Source organism: Nocardia pneumoniae NBRC 100136 (genome assembly GCF_000308755.1).
Classification (GTDB): domain Bacteria; phylum Actinomycetota; class Actinomycetes; order Mycobacteriales; family Mycobacteriaceae; genus Nocardia; species Nocardia pneumoniae.
Window position 1 is genome coordinate 103,661 of the sequence record NZ_BAGF01000035.1, and the last position, 17,789, is coordinate 121,449.

Sequence of the window (17,789 nt, forward strand, 5' to 3'; positions counted from 1 at the left end):
TGCCAGTCACGTTGCCGAAGCACGGGATTCACCGGCCAATGGCATAGTGAGTCCTTGTGAGAACGAGCCTCATCTACCGCAACGGGACCGTCTACGAGGTGCTGATGCGCGGGTTGTACGGCAGGCACTACACGGCTCGGTATCGCGCCATCGCGGAACTCGTCCCGGCGGGGGCGAGCGTGGTCGACCTGTGCTGCGGGCCCGCGACGCTCTACACCCGCTATCTGCGCCACAAGTCGGTCGACTACACGGGCCTCGACCTGAACGAGCGCTTCGTCGCGCGGGTGAGCGAGGCGGGCGGGCAGGGCAAAGTGTGGAACCTGCGTTCCGACCAGCCGCTGCCCGCCGCCGACTACGTGATCATGCAGGCCAGCCTCTACCACTTCCTTCCCGAGCCGGGGCCGGTGATCGATCGGATGCTCGCGGCGGCCACCGAGCAGGTGGTCGTCGCCGAACCGGTCCGCAACCTGGCGACCAGCGACAATCCGGTCCTCGCCACCATCGGCAAGCGGTTCACCGACGCGGGCGACGGCGAACAGGCCCACCGCTTCACCGAGCGGACGCTGGACGAGTTCTTCACCGGGTACGGCCCTCGGGTGGTGCGGCAATCCCTGATCGCGGGCGGCAGGGAGAAGCTCTACGTGCTCACGGCGTAAGGGTCGCGGTCCGGTCCATCACCGCGAACCGGGTCTGTACGGTGTCCGGATCGACGACGCGGCACGACCCGCGGCAGCCGCCCGGTGGCCGGAATCCCTGAGCGTGAGGCCGGGAATCCGGGTTCGTCGTGGACCGGCCCCGGGCTGTCAGACGGTGAACGCGGTGACCGCGTCGATGACTCGGCCGACCTGCTCGTCGGTCAGGTCCGGCCACAGCGGCAGGCGTACGACGGTCGCGGAGAACTCCGCGCTCCGAAGGCACGGCCGGGGTGTGCGGCCGAGTTTGAAGCCCGCCGGGCTGGAGTCCAGCGGAATGTAGTGGAACGGCGCCGAGATGCCCCGCGCCGCGAGGTGGGCGATGAGGTCGTCGCGGCGGCGTTCGGTCGGGGTGCGCAAGTAGTACAGGTGCGCGGTGTGCCCGCGGTCGGCGGGCACCGACATGAGGCGCACGTCGTTGCGCCGAGCCCAGTCCGGGAGGGCGGCGGCGTAGGTGTCCCACACGCGGTGGCGCCCGGCCTGGATGGTGTCGAACTCCTCCAGTTGCGCGTCCAGCACGGCCGCGTTCAGCTCGCTGGGCAGGTAGCTGGAGCCGATGTCCTGCCAGGAGTACTTGTCCACCGCGCCGCGCAGGAATCGCGCCCGGTCGGTGCCCTTCTCCCGGATGATCTCGGCCCTGGCCATCAGGATCTCGTCGGTGAGCAGCAGTGCGCCGCCCTCGCCGCAGTGCACGTTCTTGGTGTCGTGGAAGCTGAGCGTGCCCATCGTGCCGATGGTGCCCAGCTGACGGCCGCGCCAGGTGCCGCCGAGCCCGTGCGCGTTGTCCTCGACGACGGCGAAGCCGTGCGCGTTCGCCAGCTCCAGCAGCCCGGCCATGTCGGCGGCGACGCCGCCGTAGTGGATGACCACCACGGCCTTGGTCCGCTCGCTGATCAGGGCGGCGACCGATGCCGGGTCCAGATTTCCGGTCGCCGGGTCGATGTCGGCGAACACGCAGGTGGCGCCGCGCAACGCCATGGCGGTGGCGGTGGAGGTGAACGCGAAGCTGGGCACGATCACTTCGTCGTCGGGGCCGAGTTCCAGCAGCAGGCCCGACATCTCCAGCGCGGAGGTGCAGGAGGTGGTCAGCAGGGCGTGCGGCGCGCCGGTGATGGCCTTCAACTTCGCGGTGGCCGACGCGGTGAACTGCCCGTCGCCGTGGCTGTGGTCGGAGGCCAGCACCGCCTCCAGATTGGCTAGTTCCTTCGGCGCCCGGAACGGGCGGCTGAAGATGACGCGGTCAGTGTTCAACCCGGTCGGTCTCCCTGCTGGCGGTGGTCGCGGTCGGTTCCGAAGCATCGGCCGGACGCGGCGTCGGCGTCTCGACGGTGAGATAGAGCGGCTTGCCCACCAGAATGTGCAGGGCGACGCCCAGATACTCGGCGATGAGTCCGAGCGAGAAGAGGATGGCGCCGGAGCAGAGCAGCAGCACGACGATGGTCGAGGCCCAGCCCTCGGGCGCCCAGCCATCGGTGGTCAGCGCCTCGAACACGACGATGGCCGCCATCACGCCACCGGCCAGGGCGAGCGTGACGCCGAGCAGGCTGACCAGCCGCAGGCCGCGCGTGCCGCTGCACAGCACCATCTTCCAGAACAGGGAGAACAGGCGGCGGTAGTTGTAGCCGGAGTCCTCGCGCCCCTCGGCGCGCAGCACCACCGGCGCCTGCGCGACGGCGCCGACCACCCAGGTCAGCGCGACGTCGAGGTAGACGCCGTTGGAGGCGACCTCGGCGAGTTGCCTGCCGATGTCGCCGCGGATCAGCCGGTAGCTTTCGAACCGGGTGGAATCCGGGAACGCGAACAGCGTCGCCAGCACCAGTTTGGCCCCGCGCGAGGTCAGGTTGCGCAGGAAGCCGTGCGGCCGGGTGTTGGTCGGCTTGGAGTACACCAGGTCGGCCCGCTCGGCCAGAGCCGTGTCCAGGAACGAGCTGATGAAGCGAGGATCGTGCTGACCGTCCTCGTCCATGGTGACGATCCAGTCGCCCGCCGCGGCCGACATCCCGGCGATCGTGGCCGCGTCCTGCCCGAAGTTGCGGCTGAGCCAGACCGTGCGCACCTCGGCGTAGGTCTGCGCCAGTTCCTGCAGCACCACGTCGGAACGGTCGGGGCCGTGGTCGTGCACGAGGATGATCTCGCTGACGGTGAAGGTGATCCCGCCGGGAGTTTCCACGGGGCGGGTCAGACCGTGCAATTCGGCGACCAGCCCGGCGATGGTGTCCTCGCCCCGGTACACCGGCACGACCACCGATATCGTGTGCGGCCGGTCCAGGCCGGGCCGAGCCGGATCACCGTTCGTCGCCGGGGCGCCGGAACGGAGTGCACGGGCATGGGGAATCGGCATCAGCTGGATCGACTTTCGATGACGGTGCGTGCCGGTACTCGTTGCAGGACTGCAGAGCCCGAACCGGTGTGGACTCTAGCACGGTGCGGTTTCCGGCTACCGGAGCAGCTGATCATGCCCTCATCATGGTGGCCTCGCTCGACCGATGCCAAGCGGACAGGCGCACTGTAGGGTTTGGAACTCGTGACGGACAGTGCAGTGCTCGGCTCGCCGCAGGATGTCTATTCGCGGCGGGATGTCTACCGGTGGGGGGCCATCACCGCGCTCGGAGTGGTCGCGGGTTATGTCGCTGTGCTGCTCGCCAATATCCGGCATTTCTTCACCGACGACACCGAATCCCAGTACACCTCGCTGTGGGTCGGTCTGGGCCGTGCGCTGCGTGAGGGCACCTTCCCGGTGATGGTGCCCGAGCAGTGGATGTCGGGCAACAACACGATGGACGACGCGGGCCTGTTCAATCCGCCGCAGCTGCTGATCGATCTGATCGCGCCTTCGGTGGACAACGTCGCGCTGTACGCCACCGTCGTGAAGCTGATCTTCTCGATCATCGCCGCGCTCGGCGTCTACCGGGTATGCCTGGCCTACGGCGGGCGTCCGTCCTGGTCGGCGGTGGCCGGTATCGCGCTACCGCTGTCGGGTTTCTTCCTGTTCTTCGACGAAGCCAGCTGGATGACCGCGCTCACCGGCACCGCGTGGCTGGTGCACGCCTGGGCGGCGTCGGTGCGATACACCCGCGGCCTCGGCGGGAGCGACGGGCCCGGAGGCGGTAGCTTGCGTGACCACGCAGGGCCCCGCGTACGCCGCATCATATCCAGCGGGCCGATCCCGGTGTTCGTCTATCTGTATCTGACAATCTCGACGCAGTACATCTTCCCGGCGGTCGAGGCCGTGCTGATGCTGCTGGCGGTGGCCGTGGGCGAGCTGGTGTACCAGCGCAAGTGGCAGCCCGTGCTGCGGCTGACCGTCGCGGCGGGCTGCGCGGGGCTCGCGGGCCTGCTGACCTTCCTGCCCTCCATGCTGTCGGCGAAGGTGACCTGGCGTGGCACCGCGCAGATCAACAACGATCAGTTCCTCACGGTGCCGTGGTCGGAGTCGCTCAACGCCAGCCTGCCCAGCTCGCTGCCCGCGTTCAGCTCGTGGTGGGGTTACGTGCAGCCGCTGCCGGTCACCTATATCGCCTGGTTCCTGATTCCGGCGCTGGCGTTCGTCGACTGGCGTCGCGCCCGCGAGGCGTGGCGGGAACTCAGCGCGGTGGCGCTCTTCGCGATCATGATGCTGATGTGGACCGCGGGCCCCGGTTCGGTCGGGCCGCTGCGCTGGCCCGCTCGCGTGCTCCCGATGCTGGCGATCGGTCTGCTGGTGCTGGTGTGCGTGCTGCTCGGTCGCTTCGGCACGGTGCGGGACGCGAAGAATCGCGGGATCGCGGCGGGTGTGCTGATCCTGGCGCTGTGGGTGCGGTCCTTCTCCGCCGACCCGCACGACTGGGTCTGGCACGTGGTAGCGGCGGTCGCGCTGGCCGCGCTGGTGGCCGCGGCGGTGTGGCTGGGACGAACCAAGGGCACCGCCGCGGCGTGCGCGCTGACCATCCTGGCGATGTTCCCGATCGCCTACTTCCAGGTCAGCGCCGCGCAACCCACTCCGATGTCCTGGAACCTGCCCGCCAAGCGGTCGGAGGCGAAGGCGGCGTTCCCCGATTTCGCGGGTAACACCATCCAGCTGGGCGACCGCGGTCTGCTGCAACCGCAGGACAAGAGCGTCGAAGGCGCCTACGGGTCGCTCGTCTTCGGCAACTACGCCCGGGGGCTCGAACTCACCTACGTCAACGGCTACACACCGAGCGGGCACTTCTATTTCGGCGAGCTGCTGTGCATGCGCTGGGACGGCAGCGTCTGCCCGGATGCCTACCGGCGGATGTTCGCACCGGAATCGGCCACGGGGCGGCCGCTGGTCGACCTGATGAAGCTGGACCGGGTCGTGCTGCAACGCGCGCTGTTCCCGGACGCGCCGAATCAGCCCGCGCCGGAGGGCTGGAAGTGGGTCGACTATCCCGGTCACGAACGCTACATCGCGGTGCTGGAACGAGTGGCCGGTCCGATCTCGACGACCAACGGCCGCGTCGCCGACGCCAAGGGCGTGACCGCGACTTCGATCTCCGAAACCGACACCACCAGCCGGGTGCGGGTGTCCTCGGCCGACGGCGGCCGGATCGTGTTCTCGCGGCTGGGCTGGCCGGGCTACCGAGTCACCGTGAACGGCCGGTCGATGCCCATTACGACGGTCGCCAAATCGTTCGTCGCCGTGGACGTCCCCGCGGGCACCCAGAACGCCGAGCTGGTGCTGACCTGGCGTCCGCCGGGCTGGAAGATCGGCATCGCCGCCGCGGTGGCGGGTGTGCTCGGCATCGGCGTGCTGCAGTGGCTGCACGTGCGCGCGCGGCGGCGCGAGGAGCCGGAGCCGAGCGATGATTCGGCTCCTACCGAGCCGGACCGCGAATTGGCGGACGTCGTTTCGTGACGGCGAACGAACGCCTCGCCGCCACGACCGCGGCGGCCGATGAGCCTGCCGCGGGGCTGCTGGTGCGCGTCGTGCGTAGGCAGGAAGTCGCCTTCGCCCTGGTCGGTGTGTGCAACACCCTGCTCGGTATCGCGCTGACGGTGGCGTGGCTGGCCGTGCTGGGTGACGCGTGGCCACCCGCTGTGGCCGTCGTCCTGGCCTACGGCATGGGCATCGTCGTGGCCTTCGTCCTGCACCGGACCCTGGTGTTCCGGGTGCGTGGCCGGGTGCTGCGCGATTTCGCCGGCTTCGTCGTGGTGAATTCCGGTGGGCTGCTGATGAATACGGTGCTGCTCTCGCTCGCGGTCACGGTATTGCGCCTCCCGCGGATTCCGTCCGCGGTGGTGGTGATGGGTCTGGTGGCGGTCGCCAGCTTCTTCGGCCATCGCTACATCTCGTTCCGCCGTCGCCCCGAGGTCCGGTCCGGCGGCGCGGCGGGGTAGTTCCCGGCACCGGCTGGCCGGGATAGCGCGGCGTTGCCTGTAGGGTCTGTGACTCGTGGCCGAACGTAGAACCTTCGCTTCGCGAGAAGTCTTCACCTGGGGCATCGTCACCGCGCTCGGTGTGGTCGCGGGATACGGAGCGGTTCTACTGGCGAACGTTCGGCATTTCTATACCGACGACACCGAGTCGCAGTACGCGCCGCTATGGGTGATGCTGGGTCGGTACCTGCGCGAGGGACGGTTTCCCGCGCTCGTGCCCGAGCATTGGATGGCGGGCAACTACACCATCGAAGAGGCGGGCCTGCTCAATCCGCCGCAGCTGCTGATCGATCTGATCGCGCCGTCGGTCGACGATCTCGCCCTGTACGCCACCGTGGTGAAACTGATCTTCGCGATCGTCCTCGGGCTCGGCGTCTACCGGATCTGCCTGGCCTACGCGGCGAAGGCGCCCTGGGCGGCGGTGGCGGGCGTCGCCATCCCCTTCACCGGATGGCTGCTGTTCTTCGACGAATCCAGCTGGATGACCGCGTTCACCGGCACGGCCTGGCTGGCCCACGCGTGGGCTTCCGGGGTGCGTTACGCCCGTGGCGACAGCGGCCCGATCCCGACATTCGTCTTTCTGTATCTGGCCATCTCGGTGCAGTACATCTTCCCCGCGGTCGAGGCCGGTCTGATGATCGGCGCCGTCGCGATCGGCGAACTCGTGCACCAGAAGGCGTGGCAGCCGTCGCTGCGCTTGCTCACGGTGGCCGCCTGCGCCGCGCTGGCCGGTTTGGCGACCTACCTGCCGAGCATGCTGTCGGCGAAGGTGACCTGGCGCGGCACCGCGCAGATCAACAACGATCAGTTCTTCACCGTGCCGTGGTCGGAGTCGCTGAACGCGAGCCTGCCCAGTACGTTGCCCGCGTTCAACTCGTGGTGGGGCTATGTGCAGCCGATGCCGGTGGTCTACATCGCGTGGTTCCTGATTCCGGCGCTGGCCTTCGTGGACTGGGGCAAGGCGCTGGCCTCGGCGCGCGAACTGGTCGCGCCCGCGCTGTTCGCGGTGATGGCGCTCATGTGGACCGCGGGGCCTGGCGCGATCGGTCCCCTGCGCTGGCCCGCCCGCGTACTGCCGATGATCGCGCTGGGCCTGCTGGTGCTCGTGTGCGTGCTGCTGGGGCGTTTCGCGACCTTCGACGACTGGCGGCGGCGCGGCATCGCGGCGGCGGTGCTCATCGGTCTGTTGTGGGCGCGATCGTTCTCCGCGGCTCCGCAAGACGTGATCTGGCACGTCGTCGCCGCGCTCGGCATCGCCGCGCTCGGGGCGGCCGTGGTCTGGCTGGCCCGCGGTCGCGGCGTGGTCGCCGCGTGCGCGCTGGTGATCGCGTCGGTGTTCCCGATCGCGTATCTGCAGGTGTGGGCGGCGCAGCCGACGCCGATGGGCTGGAACCTGCCGGAGAACCGGTCGGAGATGAAGGCCGCGTTCCCCGACTTTCCCGGGACCACGCTGCAACTCGGCGACCGCATGCTCATCCCGCGGGAGGAGCGGAGCTTGCGTGGCGCGTACGGGTCGCTGGTGTTCGGCAACTACGCCAAGGATCTCGAGCTGACGTATGTCAGCGGATACACCCCGAACGGGCATTACTGGTTCGGCGAGACGCTGTGCATGCGCTGGGACACCAGCGTCTGCCCCGACGCCTACCGGCGCGCTTTCGCGACCGAACCGACCACCGGCGAGACCATCGTCGACCTGATGAAGATCGACCGGGTCGTGCTGCATCGCGCCCTGTACCCGGACGCACGCGAGCAGCCCGCGCCGCCGGGCTGGACATGGGTCGACTATCCGGGACACGAAAAGTACATCTCGGTGCTGGAACGCAGCGAGGGCCTGATCTCTGCCCGGAACGGCCGGATCGCGGCCGTCCAGGGCGGGACCGCCAGCTCGATCGGCGAATCGGATACCACCAGCCGGGTGCGAGTGAGTTCCCCCGAGGGCGGACGGGTGGTGTTCGCCCGGCTCGGGTGGCCCGGCTACCGCGTGACGCTCGACGGTCGCGAGATCCCCACCACACTCGTGGCCAAAACATTTGTGGCCGTGGATATTCCGGCTGGCACGACCGGCGGTGAGCTGGTGCTGAGCTGGCGGCCGCCCGGCTGGCAGCTGGGCGTGGCCGCGGCACTGCTGGGCTTGGTCGGCGTCGGCGTCTTGGAATGGGCGTATCTGCGCGGCAGGCGGCGGACGGACCGTCCGGTCGACGGGACCGATGAGCCCGCGCTGTCCGATGCCGCCGCCACCCCGGAGCCCGACCTGGCGGACGCTGCCCGATGAGCGCGGGCGCGGCGGCGCGGGCGAGGATCATGCGGCGTCTCGACGCCACGAACGCGATGGAGTCCCTCGCCGCGTTCGGGACGAATGCCGGATCCGGCGGCAACCCGGACCGGAAGGACATCGCCCCGGACCCGGGGCCCTTGCTGCGATTGGTGCGACGCCAAGAGATCGCGTTCGCGGTCGTGGGCATGGTGAACACCGGGCTCGGCATGGCCCTGACGGTGATGTGGCTGGTACTGGTCGGCGACCGGGTCCCCGCCGCGGTCGCGCCCGCCGCGGCCTACGCCGTCAGCGTCGTTGTGGCGTTCGTCCTGCACCGGACCCTCGTCTTCCGGGTGCGGGGCCGGGTGATGCGCGATTTCGTCGCCTTCGTCGCGGTGAACTCCGGCGGACTGCTGCTGAACATGGCGCTGCTCCAAATGGCGGTCTCGATCCTGCATCTGCCGAGCATCCCGTCCGCGATCGGGGTCATGGCGCTGGTGGCGGTGGCGAGTTTCTTCGGGCATCGCCACATCTCGTTTCGCCGCGCGCCCGCCACGGACGGTTCCCGACCCGATTCGACCGGAAGGTAGGTTTCCAGGTATGCCTGAGCACACCACCCTGGATGCCACACTGCTGAGCTTGCTGGCCTGCCCGCAGGACAAGGGCCCGTTGCGGCTGGTCCATGCCGCCGACGGCAGCACGCTGCTCTACAACCCGCGCCTGCGCCGGGCATACCCCGTCGAGAACGGCATCCCCGTGCTGCTCATCGACGAGGCCAGGGACGTCACCGACGCCGAACACGAAGCGTTCACCGCGCCGGAGGCCGACGCCTGACCCTGCGCGCGTTCTGCTGAACTCCGCTCTCCCCGCTCCCGGGAACGCGAGGCCGAGGCTCGGCAACGGATGAGTCACGTTCGTTTGGGTTCGTTGACCCTCCGAAGCCGGGTCCGCCATGATCATTTACACCTCGCGAAGGTCCGCACGCTCCGGCGTCGGGCGCTCGAACCAGCCTGCTGAGCAACACAGGGGGCGTAAGGGGAGAGAGGTCGGGAACGTAATGAGCAGCTTGCGTTTACGTAACTGGACAGCTCGATGTGCGATTTTCTGCGGTGTGGTGGCGGCGGGGTTCGCCATGGCCGCCCCCGCACCGGCCGAACCACTCTGGCCGGGTGGCCCGGACATTCCCGGTCTGCCCGCACTGATTCCGCCGCCACCGCCGCCACCGCCCGTGGCGCCTTGTTCCACCGCCGCCCGCGCGTGTATGCGGCTGTCGACCGATGAAGCCTGGCTGATGGACGGTGGCCGGGTGGTCTACGGTCCGACGCCGATTTCGCATGGGATGCCGGGATACGAAACGCCGCCCGGGGTCTTCAAAGTGTCGTTCAAGAAGGAATTCCACTGGAGCACGATGCACAACGCTCCGATGGAGTACGCGGTCTTCTTCAACGGCGATATCGCCTTCCACGTCGGCCCCATCGAGAAGAAATCACACGGTTGCGTCCGAATGACGTATGAAGGCGCCAAGGCGTTCTACGAGTACTTGTCGCCCGGCGACATCGTCGAAGTCGTCGAATGACCGGCCGCGATGATCGCGGGCGTCACCCCGAGGCCGTTTCGTGGCCGATGTCCCCGGTCAGATAGCGCTGCAGCGTCGGGCCCACCGCGGCGACCAACTCGGACGCAGGCATGGAGGCCAGCGGTTCGACGCCGATTATCTTGCGCCCCACCAGGACACCGATCATCTGTGCGGCGACCAGCGCGATCCGGGTGCGACCGTCGTCCTGCGGGGTGGCGATCCGGTGGCGGACGCGTTCCAGCACGACTTCCAACAGGAACGTCCTGGCCAGGGCCGGGTCGTCGCTTCCGGCGAGGATGCTGCGCACCGCCGCGACGATACCCGGCCCAGCCGGGGAATCCCACACCGCGACAACGGCGCGAAGAATGGTTTCGCCCAATTGATCCAGCGGAGCCGACTCGATGATCTTCAGTGTCGCTTCCGGATCCACCGGGAGCTCCACCACCGCGGCGAAAAGCTGTTGTTTGGTGCCGAAGTAGTGATGCACCAGGGCCGGATCGACCCCGGCGTCGGTGGCGACCGCGCGAATCGAGGTCTTGTGGAACCCGACGTCGGCGAACCGCGCGCGGGCGGCCGCGAGGATGGCCTCGCGGGCGCCCGACTGTCCCGGCCTGCGGCCGCTGCGGCCGGGCCGCTCGCCGGAACCGTCGCCTGCCGTCACGCGGTCCGCCGTCGTAGCGTCGCCGCGCCCAAGATCAGGGCCACGATCGCGAATCCGGCGACGATCGCCAGATCGCGCCACATCTGTCCGGTGACCTCCGGATGGGTCGAAACCTGTTGCAGCGCGTCGACGGCGTAGCTCAACGGCATCACGTTGCTGATCACCTCCAGCCAATCGGGCAGCTGGCCGCGGGGAACGAGCAAGCCGCACAGGAAGATCTGCGGCGCCACCACGACCGGCATGAACTGTACGGCCTGGAACTCCGTGCGCGCGAAGGCGCTTGCCAGCAGCCCCAGAGCCACCCCGCAGATCGCGTCGACCACCGCGATCAGCACGATCCAGCCGGGGCTGCCCGCCGCGTCGAGCCCGAGCAGGCCGAAGGAGACCACGCAGGCGACGGTGGCCTGCGCGGCCGCGGCCAGCGAGAACGCGGTGCCGTATCCGGCGAGCAGGTCCAGTTTCGACAGCGGTGTGGACAGCAATCGCTCCAGCGTGCCCGAGGTGCGTTCGCGTTGCATGGCGATCGCGGTGATCAGGAACATCACGATGAACGGCAGGATGCCGAGCATGCTGATGCCGACCCGGTCGAACAGCGGGACCGGGTTCAGCGGGTTGGCCGGGGTGTCTTTGTAGATGAAGTACAGCAGCGCCATCAGCAGGGCCGGAACCACCAGGATCATCGCGACGGTGCGGTGGTCGTTGCGCAGCTGTTTCAAGATGCGGCCGGTGGTCGCGGCGTAGGGGCGCAGCGTCGGCGTCCGCCGCGGCGCGGCTTCGAGGGTGGCGGTCATGCGTTCGGTCCCATCGTGATCAGGGTGAGGAAGGCGGTCTCGAGGTTCTGTTCGCCGGTCCGCGCGCGCAGTTCGTCCGGACTGAGCTGGGCGAGCAGCCGCCCTTCGCGCATCAGCAGCAGCCGGTCGCAGTGCTCGGCCTCGTCCATGACGTGGCTGGACACCAGCAGCGTCGTCCCGTTCGCCGCCAATTCGTGGAACTGCTTCCAGAGTTCGACGCGCAGCACGGGGTCGAGCCCGACCGTCGGTTCGTCCAGCACCAGCAGATCGGGCTGGGCGACCAGCGAGCACGCGAGGGAGGCGCGGGTCTTCTGGCCGCCGGACAGCTCGTCGCCGCGCTGGTGGGCGTGCTCGATCAGGCCGACCGCGGTGATCGCGTCGTCGACGTCGGCGCGATCACAGCCGTAGAGCGCGGCGAAGTACGCGACGTTGTCGCGGACGCTGATGTCGGGGTAGATGCTCGGCGCCTGGGTGACGTAGCCGATCCGGTGGCGCAATGCCGCCGAGCCCGCCGCCAGGCCCAGGGCAGTGACATTTCCCGATTCGACGATCTGGGTGCCGACGACGCAGCGCATCAGTGTGGTCTTGCCGCAACCCGACGGGCCGAGCAGCCCGGTGATCGAGCCGCGCGGGATGGTCAGCGAGACATCGTGCAGTACTTCGCGGCCGCCGCGGCGGACCCGCAGGCTGCGGACTTCGACGGCGGGAGAAGAGGTGGATTGCGACACGGTCGCCTCAATTCATCGAGTGTTGAATTCACTGTGTGATGAATTTAGCGCGAACGCGGCCGACCGGCAAGGGTGTCGCCGTGGAAAAGTCAGTGGCCGTGGTGGGGCGGCGGCGTTCCGGCGGTCTCGCCCGGGTTCACGACCACGAATTGGCCCATCATGCCGAGGTCCTCGTGCCAGAGCAGGTGGCAGTGATACATGTAGGGCGCGTCCGGATCGGCCGGGCCGTCGAAGCGCATGGCCAGCCGTACCGTGACGTTCGGCGGCAGGAAGACGGTGTCCTTGGCTCCGGTCAGCGCGGCGGGCGGTGGGGCGTCGTCGACCGCGAGCACCCGGAATCGCACGTCGTGGATGTGGAAGTTGTGCGGCATGCCGTCGTTGTTGCGTACCACCCACGTCTCGGCGGTGCCGCGGGTGACCGCGACATCGATGCGGTCCATCGCCATCGGCGTGCCGTTGATCCCGGAAAGGTCCAGATCGAAATGCCGTTCCCGCACCGAATCCGTGCCGTCCGGAACGGTGGGGACCGCAAGCGTCGCGGGGAGTTCCGGTGACGGCCGCAGCGTCTCGGCCGCACGCAGTTCGAGAATGTCGAAGGTGTCGTCGCCGCCGGAGAACCGCTGGGTCCAGAAATCCAGTCCGGCATCGAGTTCGCCGCTGCGCAGCACGGTTCGCTCGCCGGGCCGCATCCGAACCACGATTTCGCCGCGCTCGCCTGGCGACAACCGCAGCCGATCGAGGGTGATCGGCCGTTCCACCAGGCCGCCGTCGGTGGCGATCAGCGCGAACGGTCGCTGGTCGGCGAATTCGAACGTATACGTCCGCGCGGTCGAGGCGTTGAGCAGACGCAGGCGGATCAGTTCGTCGCCGACGTTCCGGTACGGCGTCAGCGTCCCGTTGACCATGGTCCGGTCGCCGAGGAATCCGACATCACGGAATATCGCGTGGGCGGAATCGAACGCCGCGCCATTGAATTTCACGTCCTGGACGATCACCGGTAGGTCGTCCACGCCGTACGTCGCGGGCAGGGGCAGGGCAGAGGACACGTCGTCGTCGAGCAGGAACATGCCCGCGAGGCCGCGGCGGACGTGGTCTTCGGTCGCGCCATGCGGATGTGGGTGGTACCACAGGGTGGCCGCGGGTTGATCGACGCTCCAGTTCGGCGTCCAGGTAGCGCCGGGGGCCACCGTTTGGTGCGGACCTCCGTCCATGGCCGCGGGTAGATGCATTCCGTGCCAGTGCACGGTCGAGGCCTCCGTCAGGTTGTTGCGGACCGTGACCGCCACCTTCTCCCCGCGCCGTGCCCGCAGCGTGGGTCCGAGGTGATCGCCGTTGAATCCCCAGGTCTCCGTGGCCGATCGGGGCAGGAATTCCCGTCGGCCCGAACGCATCTCCAGCTCGAAAGTGCGGGTTCCGTCAGGGGCGATCCGCGACGGCGCCAGCGGAGGGATGGCGAGTTCGTTACGGAATTCCGCGCTGCCGACAGTGGATACGGTCGCCTCGACATACACCCAGGTGACGCCGCCGGCGATCGCGAGAGCCAGGGACGTCACGACCGATACGAGAACCAGGAGCAACCGCCGCCCTCTGCGCGGCCGGGAATCCGAAGACATGGCCTGACGGTAGAAATCCGCAGTGCCGCAACACATCCGGGAGCGTCCCCATTTCCTCCCCGGTCCGCCCCTGAGGTCCGCGCCGGAGCGGTCAGGGTAAGGGCAGCGACCCAGCCCGCAATCTGCGGCTCCACGTGAACTCGGACAAGCTGAAGGGCCTCGTCATAGGCGCCGACACCCTCGGGTGAGGAGTACGGAGACCAGCACGATCCGACCGGTTGGCGCATGGCCGCCCGCGCTCTAGGCTCCTGCCGTGACCAACCAGAGCGCGGAACTGTCCGCCGAGGGCGGGCAGCTGCGGGCTTCGACGCTCGAGCTGTTCTTCGATCTCGTCTTCGTCTTCACCATCACCCAGCTTTCGCACGTCTACACCCATCACCCGGGCTGGCAGGCGCTCGCCCAGGTGGCGCTGCTGTTCGGGGTGATCTGGTGGATGTACTCCGGCTACGTGTGGCTCACGAATGAGGTCGCGCCGAACAGTACCTCCCGGAGGAGCTGGCTGATGGTCGGCATGTTCGCGTTCTTCGTGCTCGCACTGGCCATCCCTGACGCCTTCCACGGCACAGGCATCGCGTTCGGTGTGGGATACGTCCTGATCACCGCCGTGCATACCGCGCTGTTCGCCTCGGCGGGCGGCGCCTCCGCCGCTCTCGCGATCCGGCGTATCGCCCCGCTGAACTCAGTGGCCGCGGCACTGGTGCTGGCGGGCGGGTTCGTGCACGACTGGGCGCAATACGCATGCTGGACTCTGGCATTCGCCGTGCAGGTGATCAGCCCCTATCTCGTGGACACCGGGGATTTCGTGATCCGTGCCAGTCACTTCTGCGAGCGGCACGGCCTGGTCGTGATCGTCGCGATCGGCGAATCGATCGTAGCCATCGGCGCTGGGCTGGCCGGGGAGAAGATCACACCGCAGTTGATCGCCACGGTGGCGCTGGGCCTGTGCCTGGCCTACGTGCTGTGGTGGGCCTACTTCGGCGCCGACGACGAACGCGGCGAGGACGCGCTGGCGGCGGTGCCGGACCGGGAACGCTCCCGTCCGGCGGTACTGGCCTACGGCTATTCGCTGTACCCGCTGCTCATCGGTGTCATCGTGGCGGCCGCGGGCATTCAGATGAGCATCGCCCACGGCAACGAAGCCGCCTCGGTCGCCGTGGCCGCCGCCCTCTCCGGCGGTGTCGCCCTCTACTTCCTGGGCCAGTTCTGCTTCCGGCTGACGCTGCGCCTGCCGCGCCCATGGGCCCGGCTCCTCGCGGCGGCCGCCGTCGCGGCGACCACCCCGATCGGCGTCTTCTGGGTGTCCTGGGCTCAGCTGGCCGCGATCGTCGTGGTCGGCTACGCGGCGGTGATCGCCGACGACCTGCTCATACTGCGGTCGGGCCAGCACACCAAGTACTTCTGAGCGCGCGGGACAGATCGACGCCAACCGCTACGTCGCGGTGCTGACCGGACTGGGCGCGACTACCGGTGGCTGCCCCGCTCCGACGACCGTCCGGCTGTCGAGCGGCTGCGCGCCGGCCGCGTCCGTCGAGGAGAATGGCGGTCGTGTCCGCTGAAGAACTCGCTGTCGAACCGCCCGCCGCCGCCCGCCGCCTGCTCGGCGCGACCCTGCGGTCGGGGCCGGTCGCGGTACGGATAGTCGAGGTCGAGGCGTACGGGGGAGACCCTGCGGGACCGTGGCCCGACCCGGCTTCGCATTCCGGGCGCGGCCGGACCAAGCGCAACGGCGTGATGTTCGGTCCCGCCGGAGTGCTGTACGTCTACCTCAGCTATGGCATGCACACCTGCGTGAACGTGACGAGCGGGCCGGACGGCACCGCCAGCGCCGTGCTGCTGCGCTCCGGCGAGGTGATCGACGGTCTGGAGACGGTGCGAGCCCGGCGTCCGGGCGCCCGTTCCGATCTGGACTTGGCCCGCGGGCCGGGCAATTTCGGTACCGCACTGGGAATCGCGTTGAGCGACTACGGAACCGCGCTGTTCGACCCGTCCTCCGCGATCCGGCTGGAGCTGAACGGCGCGGTCGATGCCACCGAGATCGCCAGCGGTCCCCGCGTGGGCGTGAGCACCGCGGCGGACGTGCCCTGGCGGTTCTGGCTGTCCGGTTCCCGCGCGGTGTCGGTCTACCGGCGTAGTCCACGTGCGCCCCTGTCGACCGCGAAGGTGGTATGACGCGGGGCGAAGGTGTTCGCCTGGATTGCCTACCGGCGCCGCCTGCGGGAAGCGTTCACCCATTGAGCCTGTGACAGCACGACGACGCTCGGCAGGGGTGGTAGCGGGTGCTGATCCCAACCGTGCGGGTCTGTGCCCGGGACCTGGTCGTCACCGACGAGTCGACCACCGGCTGCACGACATCGCGCGTCGAATCCGGGTCGGCGCGTCGGTCGAGCCGAGGAAAACCGCTCGACCTGCGCCGGGTCGCGTGACGACACTGAGGCGCACACAGCACCCGAGATCTCATGCGGAAAGATAGGACGGCGTGAGCGGCGACATCATCGACGAACTGACCTGGCGCGGATTGATCGCGCAGTCCACCGACCTGGATGCCTTGCGCGCGGCGGCGGCCGCCGGGCCGCTGACCCTGTATGCCGGCTTCGATCCCACCGCCGCCAGCCTGCACGCGGGCCATCTGGTGCCGTTGCTCGCGCTGAAGCGTTTCCAGCGTGCGGGCCATCGCCCCATCGTGCTGGCCGGTGGCGCCACCGGTCTGATCGGCGACCCGCGCGACGTCGGTGAGCGGACCATGAACTCGACCGACACGGTGGCGGAGTGGGCCGGACGGATCCGGTCGCAGCTGGAACGGTTCGTGGACCTGGACGATTCGCCGACCGGCGCCGTGATCGTCGACAACATGGACTGGACCGGCCCGTTGACCGCCGTCGACTTCCTGCGCGACATCGGCAAGCACTTCTCGGTGAACGTCATGCTGGCCCGCGACACCATCAAGCGGCGCCTGGACGGCGAGGGCATTTCCTACACCGAGTTCAGCTACATGCTCCTGCAGGCCAACGACTACCTCCAGCTGCGCCGCAACTACGGCTGCACGCTGCAGGTGGGCGGCTCCGACCAGTGGGGCAACATCATCGCGGGCGTCGAACTCAACCGCCGCGTCGACGGCGCGTCCGTGCACGCGCTGACCGTCCCGCTGGTGACCTCCGCCGACGGCAAGAAGTTCGGCAAGTCCACCGGCGGCGGCAGCCTGTGGCTCGACCCGGAGATGACCAGCCCCTACGCCTGGTACCAGTACTTCGTGAACACCGCCGACGCCGACGTGGTGCGCTACCTGCGCTGGTTCACCTTCCTGTCCCGGGAGGAACTGGACGCGCTGGAGCAGGCCACCGTCGAGCGCCCGCACGCGCGGGAGGCGCAGCGCAGGCTGGCCGCGGAGATGACGACCCTGGTGCACGGCGAGGCCAACACCCGTGCGGTGCAGCTGGCCAGTCAGGCGCTGTTCGGGCGCGGCGAACTGCGCGACCTCGATGCCGCCACCCTCGGCGCCGCTCTGCGCGAGGCCGCTGTCGACGGCGAGGTCGCGCGGCTGGAGCCCGGCGAGCCGGCCACCATCGTGGATCTGCTCGTCGCGACCGGGCTGTGCGAGAGCCGCGGCGCCGCGCGGCGCGCGGTGAACGAGGGCGGGGCTTCGGTGAACAACACGAAGATCTCCGACATCGAGTGGACTCCCGCCGACACCGACTACCTGCACGGGCGGTGGCTCGTGCTGCGGCGCGGCAAGAAGAACCTGGCCGGGGTCTTGCGGGCAGGTGCGTGAAGTGGTGCGGTGGCTTGAATCACATCGGTGTGATTCAAGCCTGCGCTCACACCCGGTGCACGTCCCTGACCTGCGCAGACACCTCGTTGTTCAGGCGATTTGACGTAGCGTTATCCGCCGCGTAACTTATTCCAGGTCAGAGCGACACGGACACCGACCCGGAGCCGAGAAGCGAGGCGCGAGCCGAGCGGAGGGACCGGGAAACGAGGTAGGACGAGGAGCGCCTGACATACCAGCATAATCGGATAGGCCGATCGGGCTTGACTTCGCTCGGCTACATGGTTAGACTGGGAAAGTTGCCCAGAGAAGATCCGGTCAGACCGGATCGGACC

The 17,789-nt window shown here is 68.7% G+C and carries 16 protein-coding genes; 10 read left to right on the forward strand and 6 right to left on the reverse strand.

Annotation, left to right across the window (positions count from 1 at the left end):
• Positions 1-56 precede the first annotated feature (56 nt).
• Positions 57-656 (forward strand): class I SAM-dependent methyltransferase, encoded by a 600-nt coding sequence (locus ON34_RS10325; RefSeq protein WP_040777537.1) that lies wholly within the window; start codon positions 57-59, stop codon positions 654-656.
• Positions 657-803: 147 nt separating this feature from the next.
• Here the strand turns inward: ON34_RS10325 and rffA are convergent, their stop codons facing one another.
• Together rffA and ON34_RS10335 are read right to left on the reverse strand one after the other, a co-directional pair.
• Complete coding sequence (rffA, locus tag ON34_RS10330) at positions 804-1,943, reverse strand: dTDP-4-amino-4,6-dideoxygalactose transaminase (RefSeq protein ID WP_040777539.1); 1,140 nt, start codon at positions 1,941-1,943, stop codon at positions 804-806.
• Entirely contained in the window at positions 1,933-3,033 is a 1,101-nt protein-coding gene (locus ON34_RS10335; RefSeq protein ID WP_051022344.1) for a glycosyltransferase family 2 protein, read from the reverse strand. Before ON34_RS10335 ends, rffA begins: the two co-directional genes overlap by 11 nt.
• 270 nt (positions 3,034-3,303) lie before the next feature.
• Here ON34_RS10335 and ON34_RS10340 point away from each other — a divergent pair, with 270 nt between their 5' ends.
• The 6 genes from ON34_RS10340 to ON34_RS10365 all read left to right on the forward strand — a co-directional run bounded on the left by ON34_RS10340 (position 3,304) and on the right by ON34_RS10365 (position 9,898).
• Entirely contained in the window at positions 3,304-5,547 is a 2,244-nt protein-coding gene (locus ON34_RS10340) for a hypothetical protein (protein WP_063821658.1), read from the forward strand.
• Entirely contained in the window at positions 5,544-6,029 is a 486-nt protein-coding gene (locus tag ON34_RS10345; RefSeq protein WP_040777542.1) for a GtrA family protein, read from the forward strand. The genes ON34_RS10340 and ON34_RS10345 overlap by 4 nt, the downstream gene beginning before the upstream one ends.
• A gap of 55 nt (positions 6,030-6,084) precedes the next feature.
• The gene (locus ON34_RS10350; RefSeq protein WP_040777545.1) at positions 6,085-8,340 is read left to right on the forward strand and encodes a membrane protein; all 2,256 of its coding nucleotides are present in this window, start codon (positions 6,085-6,087) and stop codon (positions 8,338-8,340) included.
• A complete protein-coding gene (locus tag ON34_RS10355; protein ID WP_245547965.1) occupies positions 8,337-8,912 on the forward strand; it encodes a GtrA family protein in 576 nt (191 codons plus the stop codon). The genes ON34_RS10350 and ON34_RS10355 overlap by 4 nt, the downstream gene beginning before the upstream one ends.
• A gap of 10 nt (positions 8,913-8,922) precedes the next feature.
• The gene (locus ON34_RS10360; protein ID WP_040777548.1) at positions 8,923-9,156 is read left to right on the forward strand and encodes a Trm112 family protein; all 234 of its coding nucleotides are present in this window, start codon (positions 8,923-8,925) and stop codon (positions 9,154-9,156) included.
• A gap of 277 nt (positions 9,157-9,433) precedes the next feature.
• Positions 9,434-9,898, forward strand: coding sequence for a L,D-transpeptidase (locus ON34_RS10365; RefSeq protein ID WP_245547966.1), 465 nt, complete (start codon positions 9,434-9,436; stop codon positions 9,896-9,898).
• 22 nt (positions 9,899-9,920) lie between these two features.
• Here ON34_RS10365 and ON34_RS10370 read toward each other — a convergent pair whose 3' ends face one another.
• From ON34_RS10370 to ON34_RS10385, 4 genes are all read right to left on the reverse strand, one after another.
• The gene (locus tag ON34_RS10370) at positions 9,921-10,559 is read right to left on the reverse strand and encodes a TetR/AcrR family transcriptional regulator (protein ID WP_040777552.1); all 639 of its coding nucleotides are present in this window, start codon (positions 10,557-10,559) and stop codon (positions 9,921-9,923) included.
• Positions 10,556-11,350 carry an ABC transporter permease gene (locus tag ON34_RS10375; RefSeq protein WP_051022346.1) on the reverse strand — a complete coding sequence of 265 codons (795 nt, stop codon included), beginning with the start codon at positions 11,348-11,350 and terminating at the stop codon, positions 10,556-10,558. Before ON34_RS10375 ends, ON34_RS10370 begins: the two co-directional genes overlap by 4 nt.
• Positions 11,347-12,078, reverse strand: coding sequence for an ABC transporter ATP-binding protein (locus tag ON34_RS10380; protein WP_040777555.1), 732 nt, complete (start codon positions 12,076-12,078; stop codon positions 11,347-11,349). The genes ON34_RS10375 and ON34_RS10380 overlap by 4 nt, the downstream gene beginning before the upstream one ends.
• An 89-nt stretch (positions 12,079-12,167) precedes the next feature.
• Positions 12,168-13,691: a multicopper oxidase family protein gene (locus ON34_RS10385; RefSeq protein WP_040777558.1), complete on the reverse strand. Its 1,524-nt coding sequence runs from the start codon at positions 13,689-13,691 to the stop codon at positions 12,168-12,170.
• Between the two features lie 253 nt (positions 13,692-13,944).
• Between ON34_RS10385 and ON34_RS10390 the strand changes: the two genes are divergently transcribed.
• The 3 genes from ON34_RS10390 to tyrS all read left to right on the forward strand — a co-directional run bounded on the left by ON34_RS10390 (position 13,945) and on the right by tyrS (position 17,457).
• The gene (locus ON34_RS10390; protein WP_040777561.1) at positions 13,945-15,093 is read left to right on the forward strand and encodes a low temperature requirement protein A; all 1,149 of its coding nucleotides are present in this window, start codon (positions 13,945-13,947) and stop codon (positions 15,091-15,093) included.
• 134 nt (positions 15,094-15,227) lie between these two features.
• Positions 15,228-15,860, forward strand: a complete 633-nt coding sequence (locus ON34_RS10395; RefSeq protein WP_040777563.1) for a DNA-3-methyladenine glycosylase — start codon at positions 15,228-15,230, stop codon at positions 15,858-15,860.
• 307 nt (positions 15,861-16,167) lie between these two features.
• Positions 16,168-17,457 carry a tyrosine--tRNA ligase gene (gene tyrS / locus ON34_RS10400; RefSeq protein ID WP_040777567.1) on the forward strand — a complete coding sequence of 430 codons (1,290 nt, stop codon included), beginning with the start codon at positions 16,168-16,170 and terminating at the stop codon, positions 17,455-17,457.
• Positions 17,458-17,789: the final 332 nt, after the last annotated feature.

Bases quoted from the DNA above. Each gene is read 5' to 3' on its own strand.
- ON34_RS10335 (WP_051022344.1), bottom strand. From the start codon at position 3,033: ATGCCGATTCCCCATGCCCGTGCACTCCGTTCCGGCGCCCCGGCGACG.
- ON34_RS10355 (WP_245547965.1), top strand. From the start codon at position 8,337: ATGAGCGCGGGCGCGGCGGCGCGGGCGAGGATCATGCGGCGTCTCGAC.
- ON34_RS10360 (WP_040777548.1), top strand. From the start codon at position 8,923: ATGCCTGAGCACACCACCCTGGATGCCACACTGCTGAGCTTGCTGGCC.
- ON34_RS10375 (WP_051022346.1), bottom strand. From the start codon at position 11,350: ATGACCGCCACCCTCGAAGCCGCGCCGCGGCGGACGCCGACGCTGCGC.
- ON34_RS10385 (WP_040777558.1), bottom strand. From the start codon at position 13,691: ATGTCTTCGGATTCCCGGCCGCGCAGAGGGCGGCGGTTGCTCCTGGTT.
- ON34_RS10395 (WP_040777563.1), top strand. From the start codon at position 15,228: ATGGCGGTCGTGTCCGCTGAAGAACTCGCTGTCGAACCGCCCGCCGCC.